The organism is Pantoea sp. VS1 (genome assembly GCF_002207995.1).
GTDB classification, from domain to species: domain Bacteria; phylum Pseudomonadota; class Gammaproteobacteria; order Enterobacterales; family Enterobacteriaceae; genus Pantoea; species Pantoea dispersa.
The window spans coordinates 56,089-73,227 of record NZ_NHZE01000013.1 but is presented as its reverse complement, the minus strand read 5'-3'; the positions used below and the strand labels follow the sequence as shown (position 1 = coordinate 73,227).

Here is a 17,139-nt window from a genome sequence, read left to right as displayed (position 1 = left end):
ATTTTATCTTAGCATTGTGCAGTGAGAAAATGCGTGGCGTTACTCAAAAGGAGGTTTATATGCGTACCCGTTCACTGAAAGAACGTTTTTGTCATGCCGCAGGCTTTGAAGGGTTAGCGATCGTCACGGTTGCGCCGCTGGCCGCCTGGGTCATGGATAAACCGCTGTTTCAGATGGGCGCGCTGGCGATTATGCTGTCGACCGTCGCCATGCTGTGGAACATCATTTATAACAGCGGTTTTGACCGCCTCTGTCCGCCGCAGCGCCAGCGCGGTCTCGGCCTGCGCGCGCTGCATGCGCTCGGCTTTGAGGGCGGTTTTATCCTTATTGGCCTGCCGATTGCCGCGTGGATGTTGCACATTTCGCTGCTGGAGGCTTTCCTGCTGGAAGTGGCGTTCTTTCTGTTCTTTCTGCCCTACACCATGGCTTACAACTGGGCATGGGATAAGCTGCGCCAGCGCTGGGTGAGCCAGAAATCCTGCCGCGCCTGAAAAACCACGGGCGGCTGAAGTGCCGCCCGTTTTGTCACTCGTGCGCCGCGCGCGGCCAGATCCATGCCAGGATCATCTGCGGATAGCTGCGCTTCTTTTGCTTCTCCAGCGCTTTGTCGCGCTCCTCAACCTGCTGCGGTGTCAGGTGCACAATCTGCGGTGGCGCATAATCGGCGACGCGCAGCGGTGAGTGCTGACTGACATAGCTGCGCAGCACCTCGGCATCACGCAGGCCGCTGTTGCGGAAACCAGCATGGCCATCAATCACCGGGTAGCCGTCGCCGCCGCTGGCGTTAAAGCTGTTGGTGGCCATGCGATAGGTTTTATCCAGCTGCAGCGGCTCGCCATTGATTTTCACTGCGCTGACGCTTTTGCCATCGGCCACCAGGCTGATGTTGCTGAACTGCGCGAAACCGCCGGAATCGGCTTTGATATTCGCCACCGTCGCCAGGTAGTTCAGCAGCTCTTTGCCCGTCAGCGTCACGGACACCACCTGATTGCCAAACGGCTGGATCTGCAACAGATCGCGCCAGCTGATCTCGCCCTGCGCCAGCGAGGTACGAATACCGCCGCCGCTGATAACGGCAAAGTCGGCCTGAGTAGCCGCCATCTGCGCACGCAGGATCAGCTGAGCCAGCGGCATTTGTTCAAAGCGCACCTTGCTGCGGTCGCCTTCAAACACGCTGTCGCTGCGACCCACGTTGACCGCCAGCTGTTTGCCGGCGCGCAGCTGATACGGCGTCAGCAGCTTCATCATTGCGCCGTTCTGCGCTATCGCTTCCTGATACGGCAGCCACGTTTCGCTGCCATCAAGGTTCTTCACCTTGTGCTTAAGGTTGACCGGAATCAGCTGATAGTTATCCAGCGTCAGCTCACCATTGCGGAAGGTGAAATCGCCGCGACCGACAAATTTCCCCCACTCTTTCGCCTGCACGATCCACACGCCGTTCTGGCGATCCGGCTGACACGGCTGTCCGGGCTGATAATCCGCCACGCTGACGTTCTCTTTTGCCATGCACACTGCATCGTGCGAATGCCCGCCGACGATCACATTAACCGTGCCCGGCGGCAGGCTGCGCGCCAGCTCCACATCGCCCGGTGCGTTGCTGCCATGCTGCCCGTCGTCGTAGTGTCCCATGTGCGTCAGCGCGATAATCACATCCGGCTTGTCGCTGGCGCGCAGTTCCGCCACCGCTTTTTCCGTCTCTTTCACCGGATCGCGAATCTCTATCTGCGCCACGTTTTGCGGATTGGCGATGCGCAGCGTGTCAGTGGTGGTCAGGCCGATTACCGCAATTTTCAGCCCCATGCGATTAAAAATCGCCCACGGCTTAAACAGGCGCTTATCGCTGCCTTTGGCATAAATGTTGGCGGCAAGGAAAGGGAACTTCGCCCATTTCTGCTGCTTTTGCAGCACGCTGAGCGGTTTGTCGAATTCGTGGTTACCGAGCGCCATCGCATCATAGCCGATGAGGTTCATGCCACGAATGTCCGGCTCGGCGTTCAGCACATCCGATTCCGGCACGCCGGTGTTAACGTCGCCCGCCGACAGAATCAGCGCGCCGCCGCCTTTGGCCTGTACATCATACCGCTGCTGATCCATCAGCGTTTTTTGCGCAGCCAGACCATATTCACCCTGCGCGTTGGCCCAGAAATGGCCGTGATGATCGTTGGTGTGCAAAATGCTGAAGCGATAGCTGCGGTCAGGCTGCCACGCCTGCGCCAGCAGCGGCAACAGCAGCATAATCAGCGCCAGCCAGCGCCCTCTGTGCGGTGATAACAACAAAGCCGATCTCCTTATTCTGCGTTTTTTACCGGGCGGTGCGCCGGATGTGCTTTTTCGCCCTTCTGTGTCGCACAGTTCGCCCTTTAACTCAAGGCCAAAGGCGAATACAGTCATGCATGACGTAACAATCTGATAACGAAATTCCCACCCCTTCAGGATCTTTATGGCAAGTGAACAGACGCTAACCCCGACGCGGCGCACCGGGCGTACCGCTTTTGGCATTCTTGGTGCCATCAGTCTCGCGCATCTGCTGAACGATATGCTGCAATCGCTATTACTGGCGATCTATCCGCTGCTGCAGAAAGATTTCAGCCTCAGCTTTGTGCAAATTGGTTTGATTACGCTGACGTATCAGGTTACGGCCTCATTATTACAACCGCTGATTGGCTATTACACCGACAAATATCCGAAACCCTGGTCACTGCCGGTCGGGATGGGGTTTACCCTGTTCGGTCTGGTGCTGCTGACCTTTGCCAGCACTTATCCGCAGGTGCTGCTGGCCGCGGCGCTGGTTGGCTGCGGCTCATCGGTGTTTCATCCGGAATCGTCGCGCGTGGCGCGCATGGCCTCCGGCGGCCGCCACGGGCTGGCTCAGTCGCTGTTTCAGGTCGGTGGTAACTTTGGCAGCGCACTGGGGCCGCTGCTGGCCGCCATCATCGTCGCGCCCTATGGCAAAGGCCATCTCAGCTGGTTCATGCTGGCCGCGCTGCTCGGCATCATTGTGCTGCTGCAGGTGAGCCGCTGGTACAGCCACCAGCAGCGCGCCACGCAGGCCAGCGCTGCCAGCAGGCCGCGCAACCCCCTGCCGCGCAATAAAGTGGCGCTGGCCATCGGCATTCTGCTGCTGCTGATTTTCTCTAAGTACTTTTACCTCACCAGCCTGAGCAGTTATTACACCTTCTATCTGATGCACAAATTCGGGCTGTCCGTGCAGGCCTCGCAGTTCCATCTGTTTGCCTTTCTCGGCGCGGTCGCCGCCGGCACCATTATCGGTGGGCCGATAGGCGATAAAATCGGGCGGAAATATGTCATCTGGGGATCGATTCTCGGCGTGGCGCCGTTTACCCTGCTGTTACCGCATGCCAGCCTGATGTGGACCAGCGTGCTGAGCGTAATAATTGGCCTGATCCTGGCCTCGGCGTTTTCCGCCATTCTGGTCTATGCCCAGGAGCTGCTGCCCGGGCGTATTGGCATGGTTTCCGGGCTGTTTTTCGGTTTTGCTTTTGGCATGGGCGGCCTCGGCGCGGCGGTCCTGGGCGTAGTAGCCGACCACACCAGTATCGAATGGGTGTATCAAATCTGCGCCTGGCTGCCACTTATTGGCCTGTTGACCGCTTTCTTACCTGATCAGCAGCAGCGCTGAGCCATTTCGGGGGGCAACTATTTTTCTCTGCCCCCTCCATTCTGCAGAAATCCTGCCGATATGCTGAGATAACTGAGGAAAATAGCGCTTCGGCTGCGTTTTTGTCTCATTTTTTCAATTTTTTCGTCTTTCACCGCTCAAATGTTTAAACGCGGCGAACGATTGTGCATTACACTAGGTTGTTACAAGCGGATACATTTGCACACAAGGAGACAGGCATGCATCACACTACCCCGTTGATCACCACCATTGTCGGAGGTCTGGTCCTCGCATTTCTCCTTGGTATGCTGGCGAATCGCCTGCGCATCTCGCCGCTGGTCGGCTATCTGCTGGCCGGCGTGCTGGCGGGTCCTTTTACCCCGGGCTTCGTCGCGGATACCAATCTGGCCCCCGAACTGGCAGAACTCGGCGTCATTCTGCTGATGTTCGGCGTCGGTCTGCACTTCTCGCTTAAGGATTTGATGTCGGTAAAGTCGATTGCCATTCCCGGTGCCATCGCGCAGATCGCGGTCGCCACGCTGCTGGGAATGGGTCTGTCATGGGCGATGGGCTGGTCATGGATGACCGGCCTGGTGTTTGGCCTGTGTCTCTCTACCGCCAGTACCGTGGTGCTGCTGCGCGCGCTGGAAGAGCGTCAACTGATTGATAGCCAGCGCGGGCAAATCGCCATCGGCTGGCTGATCGTCGAAGACCTGGTGATGGTGCTGACGCTGGTGCTGCTGCCGGCCATCGCCGGCATGCTGGAGCAGGGAAATGCCAGCCCGACGCTGCTGGCGTGGGACCTGTTACTGACCATCGGCAAAGTCGCTGCCTTTATGGTGCTGATGATGGTGGTCGGCCGCCGCGTGGTGCCGTGGATTCTGGCCAAAAGCGCCGCCACCGGTTCACGCGAGCTGTTTACGCTGTCGGTACTGGCGCTGGCGCTGGGTATCGCGTTTGGCGCGGTGGAATTCTTTGATGTTTCCTTTGCCCTCGGCGCCTTTTTTGCCGGCATGGTGCTGAATGAATCAGAGCTCAGCCACCGGGCGGCACACGACACGCTGCCGCTGCGCGATGCGTTTGCCGTGCTGTTTTTTGTCTCGGTCGGCATGCTGTTCGACCCGATGATCCTGCTGGAGCAGCCGCTGGCGGTGCTGGGTGCGCTGGCCATTATCGTGCTGGGTAAATCGATTGCCGCCTGGCTGCTGGTCACGCTGCTCGGCCACTCGCGGCGCACCGCGCTGACCATCTCCGTCAGCCTGGCGCAGATTGGCGAATTCGCTTTTATCCTCGCCGGACTGGGGATTTCGCTCGGTATGCTGAGCGATGAAGGCCGCAACCTGGTGCTGGCGGCGGCGATTCTCTCCATCATGCTTAACCCGATTCTGTTTACCGTGCTGGAGCGCTACCTCGATAAAACCGAGACCATGGAAGAGCAGACGCTGGAAGAGGCAATTGAAGAAGAGAAGCAGATTCCGGTGGATATCTGCAATCATGCGGTGATTGTGGGTTACGGTCGCGTCGGCAGCCTGCTGGGACAGCAGCTGATGGAAGCTGATGTGCCGCTGGTGGTGGTGGAGAATTCGCGCCCGCGCGTCGAAGCGCTGCGCGAACAGGGCATCAAAGCCGTGCTGGGCAACGCGGCGCGAGTCGATACCATGGATTTAGCGCGTCTTGACTGCGCGCGCTGGCTGCTGCTGACCATCCCCAACGGCTATGAAGCCGGGGAAATTGTTACCGCCGCGCGCGAAAAGCGGGCAGATATTGAGATTATCGCCCGGGCGCATTACGACGACGAAGTGGCCTATATCATGGAGCGTGGCGCCAATCGCGTGGTGATGGGCGAGCGGGAGATTGCCAACAGTATGCTGCATGTATTGCAGGAAGAGATCGCGCAAAACCCGATTGTGCGCGAGTGCCCGATTTAAAGACATTATTACACCGTAGCGGCGCAATTTATTGCGCATACTAAAGCCATATCACCGCTGAAGAATGCGCAATAAATTGCGCCGCTACGGGTTCGTTATTACCTGTCCCAGTAAGACTCCTCTAAACTGTCTTCCCGCTCCGGCAGCCCGCGCGTCAGACGCGGTGAGTGCTGGTTCAGCACCTGATAACTAACGCGGTTGGCATATTTGCACACCTGCGCCAGCGACGAGTAGGTCAGGTATTCGCGGGCGTGTTTGCTGGAGTTTGGCACTTTCTGACGGTGGAAATTGTTGGCGGTAATATCGTGCAGCAGCGCCGCCAGCGCGCCATCACCGGCACCGTTGGTGTTCATGATCTTCTCCGGACCGCCCATGTAAGGCGCAATGTGCGAGAAGATCCGCAGCGGCTGCTGGCAATCCTGATGACGCATGGCGCGGCTGAACTCAAACTGGTTGAACTCGGCAATCGCCCCCGGCAACAGCGGATGATTGGTTTTGCGCTTAAACGCCTCTTCGGTGAACCCAGCCATATACAGCCCGGTCGGTCCGGCGGTACACAGCACCAGATCGACCCAGTCCAGCGCCATGTTGGAGGCCAGCAGCGGATCCGCTTCGCCGGTCAGCGCGAGCGCTTCCTCTTCATTCATCGCCACAATCGAGACGTGTTCGCGCAGAAAATCGCGCCAGAACTGCGGGTTATCCTGAATCACATATTTGGTACCCAGCGTCAGCACCACCGGTACATTGTGCTTTTTGGCGAACTCAATGGCCCGCAGCGTCGCTTCCGGCATCGGTTCGCCCGGCTGACAGCGCACCAGGTAGGATGTCAGCACCAGCGCCGACGCACCGGCAATCACCTCTTCCGGAATACTGGCGGCCTGCAGCTGGTTCATCAGACCAGGGCTGATGGCAAAGGTGCGCTCGCCCTGCTCGCCGATCAGGGTAAAGCAGCGGCCAATGGCACCATCGACGCCCTGCAGGAAGTTAAGATCCATGCGGCTGGAGGTATTGCACAGGTAGCGATAGGCGTAACCGCCAATCTGGATGTTGTTACACATCACGCCGAGCAGCACCGAACGGTCATCAGCCAGCACCGAGTAGTTGTGCAGCGTATTACCGATGGTACCGCCGGCAAACTGGTGGCTGATCAGCTGCTCGCGCATTAGCTCGTTGTACAGCGCTTCGGCGGTCGCATCGTCGATCACCAGCGAATGACCGGCGCTCAGACCATAGCGCTGCAGGAAGTCGTCATCGACTTTGGCTTCGATATCCACCAGCGTCTGGTCGATACCCACCACCCAGCTGCCCTCTTCCTGCTCCTGCTGGGAAGCCTGCAGCAGCGGATCGCGCGCGTTGACGGGGAAATAGTGTTTGGATTTGCGTTTGCCGGGAAATTTCATGAAAGCTGCCGTCAGGGAAAATCAGGCAGAGAATGATATCACATTCTCTGCCGCACCCTTAGCGGCGCGCTTGTACCAGCTGCACCATCATCTCGATGTGCTCATCATCCGCATTAAGCGCCGGAATGTATTCAAATTTCTCGCCGCCAGCGTGCAGGAAGATTTCGCAGTTTTCGCCGCTGATCTCCTCCAGCGTCTCGAGGCAGTCCGCCGCAAAGCCCGGACTCATCACCTGCACATGTTTGATCCCTTTGGCCGGCAGGCTTTTCATGGTCTCATCCGTGTACGGCATCAGCCAAGGCTCGCGGCCAAAGCGCGACTGGAAGGTCATCATGATTTTATGCGGCGCAATGCCGAGCGCGGCGGCCAGGGCGTCGGTGGTGTCTTTGCAGCGCAGCGGATAATCGTCGCCTTCATTGGCGAAGCGCTGCGGAATGCCGTGGTAAGAGAGCACCAGCAGATCCGGCTCGCCGTGTTGGGCAAACGAGCGCTCCACCGAGGCCTTCAGCGCGGCGATATAGGCCGGATGTTCGGCGTAATCGCGGATAAACGCCACTTCCGGCAGGGAACGCAGCGGTTTAAAGCTGGCCGCCAGGCCATCCCACACTGCCGCCACCGTGGAGCAGGAGAACTGCGGATAGAGCGGCAGCACGATGAATTTGGTAACGCCCTGCGCCAGCAGACGCTCAACCGCACTGTTAAGGCTCGGCTGGCCGTAACTCATGCCCAGCTCTACCGGCATATCCAGCCGCTGCGCCAGCGCGGCACGCTGCCGCTTGCTGAACACCATCAGCGGGGAACCTTCGTCCATCCACACCGATGCGTACAGCTTCGAAACACGCGGCGAGCGGAACGGCAGAATGATGAAATTGAGAATCGGCCACCACAGCCAGCGCGGCGTATCCACCACGCGCGGATCGCCGAGGAACTGTTTCAGATAGCGTTTCACCGCCGCGGTGGTCGGTGCGTCTGGTGTACCTAAGTTAACCAGTAAAACCCCAGGCTTATCTTGCCTCATTGTATTTCCTTGAAGTCGCAGACAATGGTTCTGAATCGGGGGAAATTGTAGCGGAAAAAGCGGAGGGGGAAAGCAATTGCTGCAAAAGGGCCGGACAACCGGCCCTGGTCACCACTTAGCCGAGGATATCGGCCAGCTGTGCACTCACTTCGGTCACCTGGCGGGTGCCGTCGATTTTGTGGTATTCGGTGTTACCGGCTTCGGCTTCTTTGCTGTAGTAAGCAATCAGCGGCGCGGTCAGCTGATGGTATTCCACCAGACGCTTACGCACGGTCTCTTCCTGGTCGTCTTTACGCGTGGTCAGCTCTTCGCCGGTCACGTCGTCTTTACCTTCCACTTTTGGCGGATTGTATTTGATGTGGTAAACGCGGCCTGACGGCGCATGCACGCGGCGGCCGACAATGCGATCGACAATCAGTTCGTCCGGTACGGCGAACTCGAGCACGTAATCCACCTTGATGCCCGCCTCTTTCATGGCGTCAGCCTGCGGAATGGTGCGTGGGAAACCATCGAGCAGGAAGCCGTTTTTGCAGTCTTCCTGCGCGATACGCTCTTTAACCAGCGCAATCACCAGCTCGTCCGTTACCAGTTTACCGGCATCCATGATGGCTTTCGCCTGCTGGCCCAATTCGGTGCCGGCTTTGACAGCCGCACGCAACATGTCGCCCGTGGAGATCTGCGGAATACCGTATTTCTCCATGATGAATTGAGCCTGAGTGCCCTTACCTGCGCCCGGTGCCCCGAGCAGAATAATACGCATTGCGTAATTCCCCTTGCGAATCGCATTGATCAATCTGAGAAGGCCAAGAACATACCATTATGACCCGCACACCACAAGGCAACGGGCCCCCGGGCGCTGAAAGGCCTACTTTGACCTGCTTTAGCGCGGTGCGCCAGTAGCAGGCGCGTTTTTAAGAATTTCGGCTGTCTCTGAGCACCTCGCGCAGCCGTTTTTTTAGCGCAGCGGTGACGTTCTGCGGCTTATTGCCGTTGCCGCGTACGCTGACCGGCAAAAACAGGCGATGCGGCGCGGGCAGCAGTTGCATATCCGCGGGCAACGCTGGCAGCGCACTGCCGGGCGGCAAGGGCAGCAGCGCAAACGGCAGGCCGGGCTGGTGAATCGACTGCAGCGTGAACGGCGTATCCAGCGTCAGGCTATCGACACTGGCAACGTTGAAGGGCTGCCAGTCGTCCTGCGCCATGCACTCCAGCGCGCGTTCCGGCGCGTCACCCAGCGCCAGTCCCTGTTCGAACAGCCGCAGTTCGCTGCGCACCAGCGTACTAAAATCATGGGTACGCAGCGCAATCAGCACCAGATCGTCGCTCAGCATCGCATGCTGATTCAGCTGGGTGACAAACAGTCGCGCCTCGCTGATGAGTCGTTTATGCAACACGCTGGCGAAGGAGCCGGACGCGTGCGTCACGCCCTGGCTCTGGCAGGCACTGAGATTGCGCACCCGGCCCTGCTGCATATCGACGTGATCGACCAGCGCGATATTGCCCGCCATCATCGGCAGGGCCGGCAGCACGCTAAGTTCGCTGACCGGATATTGCGCGGCGTAGCGCGTCTGATTGCGCGCCTGCTCCTGGCGCAGAAACAGTTGCGAGAGCAGCACGCGCGCGATGTGCAGTGAAGGGGCAAAAAACAGATCGTAATTTTCCAGCCGATAGTGACGGGACAGCAAGCCGCGCAGCCGATCGCGCGCCGCCGCCATGGCAGTAGCCTGTTGTGAAGTCATCACGTGACATTTCTCTTGGTTATTCTGCTGTGTGAAGCTGGCGCTGGCAGCGGACATCGCCGCTGCTGTACACAGCGCAGCCGGTCCGTCAACCCGCCAGATTAAGCAGGAAAGGTTAGGTTAATGCGGCTGGACATTAAAATGATATAAACTGACAATCCCTGTTAGGTTTTTACACAGGGGATGAGTATGACCGCGCTTCCGTCGTTACGTGCACTGCACTATTTTCATCAGGCGGCGCTGCATTGCAGCTTTAGCGTCGCGGCCGAATGTCTCCATGTCACCCACAGCGCCATCAGCCATCAGATTCGCCAGCTGGAGAGCTGGATGGGCAAACCCCTGTTCATCCGCACTAACGGGCGCGTGCGCTTAACCTCTCACGGCGAACGTCTGCTGGTGAGCTGCCAGAAAGCCTTTAGCGAACTCTCTACCACCTGCGTAAGTATTCGCACCGGGATGCGCAATCATCTGAGCGTCGCCTGTACCCCAAGTTTTTTATCCCAGTGGCTGATTCCGCGCATCAGCAGCTTTTACCAGCGCTATCCCGATATTGAAGTGCAATTTCAGCCGCAGGGCGAGATTGCTCAGCTGCGCAGCGAACACACCGATGTGCTGATCCTCAGTTATGAACAGGCGCCGGACGACGACATAGATGCCTCGCTCATCAGCGATGATTACGTTGGCCCGCTGTGCGCCCCACAGTACGCGGCGCGTTTTCACAGCGAGCAGGATCTGGCGTCGCTGCCGCTTTTGCACGCCGATACCCGCCTGCAGGCCTGGGCCGAATGGGCGAAGATCAGCGGCGTGCGCGGTAATTTTTGGCTGGGCAAACATTTCGATAATCTGACGCTGGCGATTCAGGCCGCGAGAAACGGGCTGGGCGTGATTGTGGCGCCGCGCCTGCTGGTGCGTCAGGAGCTGAACGACGGCACGCTGATTGCGCCGCTGGGGTTTGTGCGCGCCGACCGTGCCACCTGGATGATGACCAAGCGGTCACGCCAGCACGATGCGGAGATTACGTTGTTCCGGGATTGGCTTCGGGATGAAGCGCTGAAGTAAGCAAGGGCGGCATAAATAAAAAAAGGTCGGCATTCATGCCGACCGTTCCGATTACCGCACCGCGTTACGCCGTCAGCAACTGATTCATGCGGCGGATAAACTGGTTAGGATCGTCCAGCGTGCCGCGCTCGGCCAGCAGCGCCTGATCCAGCAGCAGTTCAACCCACTCCGCAAAGCGCGCTTCATCCTGGGTATCAGCCACGCGTTTCACCAGCGTATGCTCCGGGTTGATCTCAAAGATGTACTTCACTTCCGGCACATCCTGACCGGCCGCGGCGAACAGCTTCGCCATCTGCGTGGTCATTTCGTTGGCGTCAGTGGTGACAATCGCCGGCGTGTCGGTAAGGCGATGGGTCAGGCGCACCTCTTTAACGCGCTCGCCCAGCAGGGTTTTCACGCGATCAACAAACGGCTCCAGCGCTTTTTCCGCTTCCTTCTGTGCTTCCGTCTCTTCGTCCGCCAGCTTGCTCAGCGACTCATCCGCTTTGCTCACCGACTGGAACGCTTTGCCATCGAACTCCGTCAGGTAGCTCATCATCCACTCGTCGATACGATCGGACAGCAGCAGGACCTCGATGCCTTTCTTACGGAACAGCTCCAGATGCGGGCTGCTTTTCGCTGCGGCATAGCTGTCGGCAGTGATGTAGTAAATCTTCTCCTGCCCTTCAACCATGCGGCTAACGTAATCTTCCAGTGAAACGGTCTGCGCCGCGCCTTCGCTCTGGGTGGTGGCGAAACGCAGCAGTTTAGCAATCGCCTCCTGGTTGGCAGGATCTTCCGCCGGGCCCTCTTTCAGCACCAGACCGAACTCTTTCCAGAACTGCTGATATTTCTCTGCGTCGTCTTTGGCCAGTTTTTCCAGCATCTGCAGGCTGCGTTTGGTCAGCGCGGCGCGCAGGCTCTGCGTGACGCGGCTGTCCTGCAGGATCTCACGGGAAACGTTGAGCGGCAGATCGCTGGAATCTATCAGGCCACGCACAAAGCGCAGGTAGTTCGGCATGAACTGTTCCGCGTCATCCATGATGAAGACGCGCTGCACGTACAGTTTCAGACCGTGCTTGCTGTCGCGGTTCCACATGTCGAAGGGCGCACGCGACGGGATGTACAGCAGGCTGGTGTACTCCTGCTTACCTTCGACGCGGTTGTGGCTCCAGATGGCCGGATCGCTGAAATCATGGGCGATGTGTTTGTAGAACTCGTTGTACTCTTCGTCGCTGATTTCGCCTTTGTTGCGCGTCCACAGCGCCTGGGCTTTGTTGATCTTCTCCCAGGTGACGGTATCGTTCTCTTCGTCTTTGGTCTCGATCTCCACCGGCAGCGCGATGTGATCGGAATATTTGCTGATCACGTTGCGCACGCGCCACGCGTCGAGGAAGTCATCTTCGCCTTCACGGAAGTGCAGCGTAATTTCGGTACCGCGATCGGCTTTCTCAATCTCCGCCAGCGTATATTCGCCTTCGCCGGCAGATTCCCAGAACACGCCTTCGTCGGCTTTGGCGCCCGCAGCACGGGTGCGTACCGTCACTTTGTCAGCCACGATAAACGCCGAGTAGAAACCGACGCCGAACTGGCCGATCAGCTGGCTGTCTTTCGCCTGATCGGAACCCATCGATTCCAGAAACGCTTTGGTACCGGATTTCGCGATGGTGCCGAGGTTTTCAATCACCTCATCACGGCGCATCCCGATGCCGTTATCGCTCAGCGTCAGCGTGCGTTTTTCCTTGTCGACCGAGATACGCACGCGCAGGTCGCCATCGCCTTCGTACAGATCCGGCGTCGAAAGTGCGCGGAAGCGCAGCTTGTCAGCCGCATCGGAGGCGTTGGAGATCAGTTCACGCAGGAAAATCTCTTTGTTTGAATAGAGGGAATGGATCATCAGGTGCAGAAGTTGTTTTACCTCTGACTGGAAGCCACGCGTCTCTTGTCCTTTCATGGTCATTGCTACCTCAACAGAATCGGGGTTGATCAATTGTTGAGAGTGAAATGGGGATGGCGGGAAGAATTTCAAGCCGGTATCGCAGCAGGATACCGGCAAGTGGTCAGAATTTAATCTTGTGCCGTCCGGCAAGCGAGTGCGACAGCGTTGTGCCGTCGACCATTTCCAGTTCACCGCCAACCGGAACCCCGTGCGCAATGCGGCTGGCGTCGACGCCATACTGGCCGCACAGCTCGGCGATATAGTTAGCCGTGGCTTCGCCTTCCACCGTGGGATTGGTGGCGAGGATCACCTCCTGCAGCGTCTCACGTTCAAGGCGCTGCTCCAGCCGATCCAGGCCAATGTCCTGAGGGCCGATGCCGTCCAGCGGCGACAGATGGCCCATCAGCACAAAGTAGCGACCGCCAAACTGGCCGGTCTGCTCGATGGCGTGGATATCCGCCGGGCTCTCCACCACGCAAATCTGGCCGTTTTGCTGACGGCGGGGATTGGCGCAGATGGTGCAGATCTCCTGCTCGGTGAAGGTGCGGCAGTCGGAACAGTGGCCGATTTCTGCCATGGCGCGGGTCAGCGCCTGCGCCAGACGCATGCCACCGCTGCGATCGCGCTGCAACAGATGAAACGCCATGCGTTGCGCCGATTTCGGGCCAACACCCGGTAAACAGCGCAGCGACTCCATCAAAGCTTCAAGCAGTGGACTGGTTTGCATCAGAACGGCATCTTGAAGCCAGGCGGCAGCTGCATACCGGCAGAGACGGACGCCATCTTCTCTTTCTGCGTTTCATCAATACGGCGCGCCGCATCGTTGAACGCCGCAGCGATCAGATCTTCCAGCATCTCTTTGTCATCTTCCAGCAGGCTGGGATCGACTTCCACGCGGCGGCAGTTGTGCGCACCGTTGATGGTCACTTTGACCAGGCCAGCCCCTGATTCGCCGGTGACTTCCAGTGCGGCGATCTCTTCCTGAACTTTGGCCATTTTATCCTGCATCTGCTGGGCCTGTTTCATCAGGTTGCCCAATCCGCCTTTACCAAACATAGTTTTCTCTCTCTGCTGGGGCTGCGCGCAACGCTGCGCGACAGCGTGATCATACGGGTCGGATACTCTCTTCATCCAGGTCCGCATCAAAGAAGCGACGCAGCGTCTGAATGTGGGTATCGCTTTCGATCGACTGACGCGCCTGCGCCAGCTTCTCTTCATAAATGGCCTGACGCCACTCCAGCGGCGTCAATACCGCCGGATTATCGTCTTCCACGATGGTCAGTTCAACCGGCTGGCCGGCCGCCTGGCTCAGCGCGTCCTGAATTGCCTGGCGCGCCGGGGCAGAGTTGAGATGACGCTGGCTGCTGCGCAAATGCAGCGTCACGCCCTGCTCATTCACCTCTTTCCACGCGTTCAGCGCGACCTGCTGGACCAGCTTCGGCAGCGTCAGCGTGGCGATTTCCGCCGCCCAGGCGTCGCGCTGCAGCGCCTCTTCCGCCAGTTTGAGCGCCAGCTCTGGCGTTTTCTCATGCTCCAGCGCAGAACGCAAGGCTTTTGGCGTCGCCACCGGCTCCGGCTTGATCTCCTCCTGCTGCTGGGCTTTCCAGCGATACGCTTCCGGTTTCGCCGGCGCTTTTACCGCCGGTTCAGACGCGCGCTGTTGCACGCGCTCGGTGACGCTTGCCAGACGTTCCAGCGCCGGGTTTGCCGGCCGCGCGGAACGCGCTGCCGGCTCACTCTTTTTTGCTTTGCCGGCTCCCTGACGCAGCAGCTGCGTCCGCGCCTGTAACAGCTGACTGGTGGCGTCGGGCAAGTTATCCGGGGCCGGTGCCATATCGGGATAATCATCGGCCGGCGGCGGCGACTCATCCATCGGCGGTGCCATCTGCGGCTGCGCGGCCACAGCGGGGGCGGCTTTGGTCTGAGGCGCTGGCGCGGCAACGGCCGGTGCGGCCTGCGGCGTCAGCGACGGGCGCGCTACCGGTTCAGCGATGGTGGCCTGCGGATGAAACGCCAGCGCACGCAGCAGCGTCATTTCCACGCCCAGCCGGCGATCCGGCGCCAGCGGCAAATCTTTACGCCCCATCAGCAGCGTCTGATAATAAAGCTGAACGTCAGCAGGCGGCAGCACGCGCGCCAGTTCGCGCAGGCGCTGCGCCTGGCTGGCATCATCTTCGCCAAGCGAACTGGGCAGCAGCTGGACCATCGCGATACGGTGCAGCAAACGCAGCATCTCCACCAGCAGCGCCTCCCACTCCACGCCGCGCGATGCGGCCTGATTCAGCAGCGCCATCACCTGTTCGCCGTTGCCTTCCACCAGCGCTTCAATCAGCGCCAGCGGCTGCTCATCATCCAGCGTGCCCAGCATTTGCGCCACGCTGTCGCGCGTGACGCTGCCCTGCCCCATGGCAATCGCCTGATCGGTGAGGCTGAGCGCATCGCGCATACTGCCGTCGGCGGCGCGCGCCAGCAGATGCAGCGCGCGCGGCTCGGCGTCAATCTGCTCCTGCTGCAGCACGTGCGCCAGCTGCTGCTGAATCTGTTCGACGTCGAGGGCTTTCAGGTGGAACTGCAGGCAGCGCGACAGAATGGTTACCGGCAGCTTCTGCGGATCGGTGGTCGCCAGCAGGAATTTCACATGCGACGGCGGCTCTTCCAGCGTTTTCAGCAGCGCATTAAAGCTGTGGCGCGACAGCATGTGCACTTCATCGATCAGATAGACCTTAAAGCGCCCGCGTGCGGGCGCATACTGCACGTTATCCAGCAGGTCGCGCGTGTCTTCCACTTTGGTGCGCGAGGCGGCATCGATTTCAATCAGATCGACAAAGCGCCCCTGTTCAATCTCGCGACAGTTATCGCACTGTCCACAGGGCGTGGCCGTGATACCGGTTTCGCAGTTGAGACCTTTGGCCAGCAGACGCGCAATCGAGGTTTTCCCCACGCCGCGCGTGCCGGAAAACAGATAGGCATGATGGATGCGTCCCAGTGACAACCCGTTGGCCAGCGCCGTCAGCACATGTTCCTGACCGACTACGTCGGCGAAAGCCTGGGGACGCCATTTTCGCGCAAGTACCTGATAGCTCATGTGGATTCAATCACTGGAGTTGTTTAACCTGGCACAGCAGCACGCTCAGTTGCGCCGATTCTGCCGTGGGACTTAGGGGAAAAATGCGGTGACGCAAACCCTGTTTATTTTGACAGGAGTGTAACAGCCACAGCCGGATATGCCTATACCCGTGATACGTTGCGCGCTGCGCTTCAGGGCGGAATACGCCTGTCAGGGAGTGCGAAGAGAGGCGCCGCCGGGCATCAAGGCTGGCGGCGCGATGGCCTTAGTGGCCGGGGAAGTTGACCAGGCTGTAGCAGTCGATACCCAGCGCGTTCAGGCGCGCTTCGCCGCTTAAATCAAACAGGTTGATCACGAACGCGGCATCTTTAACTGCACCGCCCGCACGACGAATCAGTTTCACCGTGGCTTCAAGGGTGCCGCCGGTAGCCAGCAGATCGTCCACTACCAGCACCACATCGCCGGGTTTGATGGCGTCTTTGTGCAATTCCAGCGCGTCTGAACCGTACTCCAGTTCGTAGCTTTCGCTGAAAGTTTCACGCGGCAGTTTGCCCGGCTTGCGCACCGGCACAAATCCCACGCCCAGACCCAGCGCAACCGGCGCCCCGAACAGGAAGCCACGCGCTTCGGTGCCCACCACTTTGGTGATGCCTTTATTACGATAACGCTCCACCAGAATGGCGATCGCTGCGGCATACGCCTGCGGATCTTCCATCAGACTGGTGACGTCACGGAACAGGATGCCCGGCTTCGGATAGTCAGGAATGCTTTTGATGCTGTTTTTGATCAGTTCAAGCTGCTGCGCAGTTGCGGTCATAAAGGTTACGCCTGGAAAAATATCTAAAACGCGCAGCTTCCACAACGCCAATACCCGGAAACCGGGTTAAGCGAAGTCGTTTCTCAAAGGGAAGCCACGCACGAAGATGCCCAAATCTAAGCAAACAGCCGGCTAAATGCAACCCTGATGCTACGGTTCGTGCGGGTTCGCACTTTCTGCTACAACCGGGATGCGCCACAGCATGAGCAGCAGCAGCGCCAGCATCACACCGAGCAGGATGCGCAGCCACAGCAGCTTCACCAGCCAGATTGAAACCGCAAAGGTGATGACAATCAGCAACATGGCGCGGCTTTTGGCACCGGGCGGCATGGCGCGATGCTGCTGCCAGTGGCGCAGATAGCGGCCAAACGGCGAGCGCCACAGCAGCCAGTGGTGAAAGCGTGGCGACGAGCGGGCAAAACACCAGGCGGCCAGCAACACGAATGGCGTGGTCGGTAGTAAAGGTAATACAATGCCCAGCGTGCCCAGCACAATCGCCAGCCAGCCAAGGCTTAACAGTAAAATGCGCTGCATGCCAGATGCCTGAAAAATGTCACAACAGCGCTACGTTAAC

Annotated in this window: 15 protein-coding genes and 1 other annotated feature; of the genes, 4 read left to right on the top strand and 11 right to left on the bottom strand. The window is 59.0% G+C overall.

The window, feature by feature from the left end:
* Window positions 1–59: 59 nt before the first annotated feature.
* On the top strand, window positions 60–491 hold the full coding sequence (locus CBW22_RS06265; protein ID WP_058781228.1) for a multidrug/biocide efflux PACE transporter: 432 nt from the start codon (window positions 60–62) through the stop codon (window positions 489–491).
* 34 nt (window positions 492–525) lie between these two features.
* On the opposite strand, the gene ushA is transcribed toward CBW22_RS06265, so the two are convergent.
* On the bottom strand, window positions 526–2,277 hold the full coding sequence (gene ushA / locus CBW22_RS06260) for a bifunctional UDP-sugar hydrolase/5'-nucleotidase UshA (protein ID WP_088516255.1): 1,752 nt from the start codon (window positions 2,275–2,277) through the stop codon (window positions 526–528).
* A gap of 163 nt (window positions 2,278–2,440) precedes the next feature.
* Here ushA and CBW22_RS06255 point away from each other — a divergent pair, with 163 nt between their 5' ends.
* Complete coding sequence (locus tag CBW22_RS06255) at window positions 2,441–3,640, top strand: MFS transporter (RefSeq protein ID WP_058769404.1); 1,200 nt, start codon at window positions 2,441–2,443, stop codon at window positions 3,638–3,640.
* A 218-nt stretch (window positions 3,641–3,858) separates the two neighbouring features.
* On the top strand, window positions 3,859–5,547 hold the full coding sequence (ybaL, locus tag CBW22_RS06250; RefSeq protein WP_021508650.1) for a YbaL family putative K(+) efflux transporter: 1,689 nt from the start codon (window positions 3,859–3,861) through the stop codon (window positions 5,545–5,547).
* Between the two features lie 98 nt (window positions 5,548–5,645).
* Here the strand turns inward: ybaL and CBW22_RS06245 are convergent, their stop codons facing one another.
* From CBW22_RS06245 to CBW22_RS06230, 4 genes are all read right to left on the bottom strand, one after another.
* Window positions 5,646–6,947 (bottom strand): inosine/guanosine kinase, encoded by a 1,302-nt coding sequence (locus CBW22_RS06245; RefSeq protein ID WP_088516254.1) that lies wholly within the window; start codon window positions 6,945–6,947, stop codon window positions 5,646–5,648.
* A 58-nt stretch (window positions 6,948–7,005) separates the two neighbouring features.
* Window positions 7,006–7,965: a ferrochelatase gene (hemH, locus tag CBW22_RS06240; protein WP_088516253.1), complete on the bottom strand. Its 960-nt coding sequence runs from the start codon at window positions 7,963–7,965 to the stop codon at window positions 7,006–7,008.
* 115 nt (window positions 7,966–8,080) lie between these two features.
* On the bottom strand, window positions 8,081–8,725 hold the full coding sequence (gene adk / locus CBW22_RS06235) for an adenylate kinase (protein ID WP_021507222.1): 645 nt from the start codon (window positions 8,723–8,725) through the stop codon (window positions 8,081–8,083).
* Window positions 8,726–8,876: 151 nt separating this feature from the next.
* Complete coding sequence (locus tag CBW22_RS06230) at window positions 8,877–9,704, bottom strand: DUF6024 family protein (RefSeq protein ID WP_088516479.1); 828 nt, start codon at window positions 9,702–9,704, stop codon at window positions 8,877–8,879.
* Window positions 9,705–9,893: 189 nt separating this feature from the next.
* Here CBW22_RS06230 and CBW22_RS06225 point away from each other — a divergent pair, with 189 nt between their 5' ends.
* Window positions 9,894–10,763 carry a LysR substrate-binding domain-containing protein gene (locus CBW22_RS06225; protein ID WP_058769402.1) on the top strand — a complete coding sequence of 290 codons (870 nt, stop codon included), beginning with the start codon at window positions 9,894–9,896 and terminating at the stop codon, window positions 10,761–10,763.
* A gap of 64 nt (window positions 10,764–10,827) precedes the next feature.
* Here the strand turns inward: CBW22_RS06225 and htpG are convergent, their stop codons facing one another.
* From htpG to CBW22_RS06195, 6 genes are all read right to left on the bottom strand, one after another.
* Window positions 10,828–12,696, bottom strand: a complete 1,869-nt coding sequence (gene htpG / locus CBW22_RS06220) for a molecular chaperone HtpG (RefSeq protein ID WP_176428088.1) — start codon at window positions 12,694–12,696, stop codon at window positions 10,828–10,830.
* A 106-nt stretch (window positions 12,697–12,802) separates the two neighbouring features.
* Entirely contained in the window at window positions 12,803–13,408 is a 606-nt protein-coding gene (gene recR, locus CBW22_RS06215) for a recombination mediator RecR (RefSeq protein WP_031279660.1), read from the bottom strand.
* A complete protein-coding gene (locus CBW22_RS06210; protein ID WP_010616869.1) occupies window positions 13,408–13,737 on the bottom strand; it encodes a YbaB/EbfC family nucleoid-associated protein in 330 nt (109 codons plus the stop codon). Before CBW22_RS06210 ends, recR begins: the two co-directional genes overlap by 1 nt.
* 49 nt (window positions 13,738–13,786) lie before the next feature.
* Window positions 13,787–15,766 carry a DNA polymerase III subunit gamma/tau gene (gene dnaX / locus CBW22_RS06205; RefSeq protein WP_058769400.1) on the bottom strand — a complete coding sequence of 660 codons (1,980 nt, stop codon included), beginning with the start codon at window positions 15,764–15,766 and terminating at the stop codon, window positions 13,787–13,789.
* Window positions 14,384–14,445: a sequence feature (DnaX frameshifting element), on the bottom strand. (Overlaps the previous gene by 62 nt.)
* Window positions 15,767–16,013: 247 nt before the next feature.
* A complete protein-coding gene (gene apt, locus CBW22_RS06200; RefSeq protein WP_088516251.1) occupies window positions 16,014–16,565 on the bottom strand; it encodes an adenine phosphoribosyltransferase in 552 nt (183 codons plus the stop codon).
* A 150-nt stretch (window positions 16,566–16,715) separates the two neighbouring features.
* The gene (locus CBW22_RS06195; RefSeq protein WP_058775241.1) at window positions 16,716–17,099 is read right to left on the bottom strand and encodes a DUF454 family protein; all 384 of its coding nucleotides are present in this window, start codon (window positions 17,097–17,099) and stop codon (window positions 16,716–16,718) included.
* Window positions 17,100–17,139: the final 40 nt, after the last annotated feature.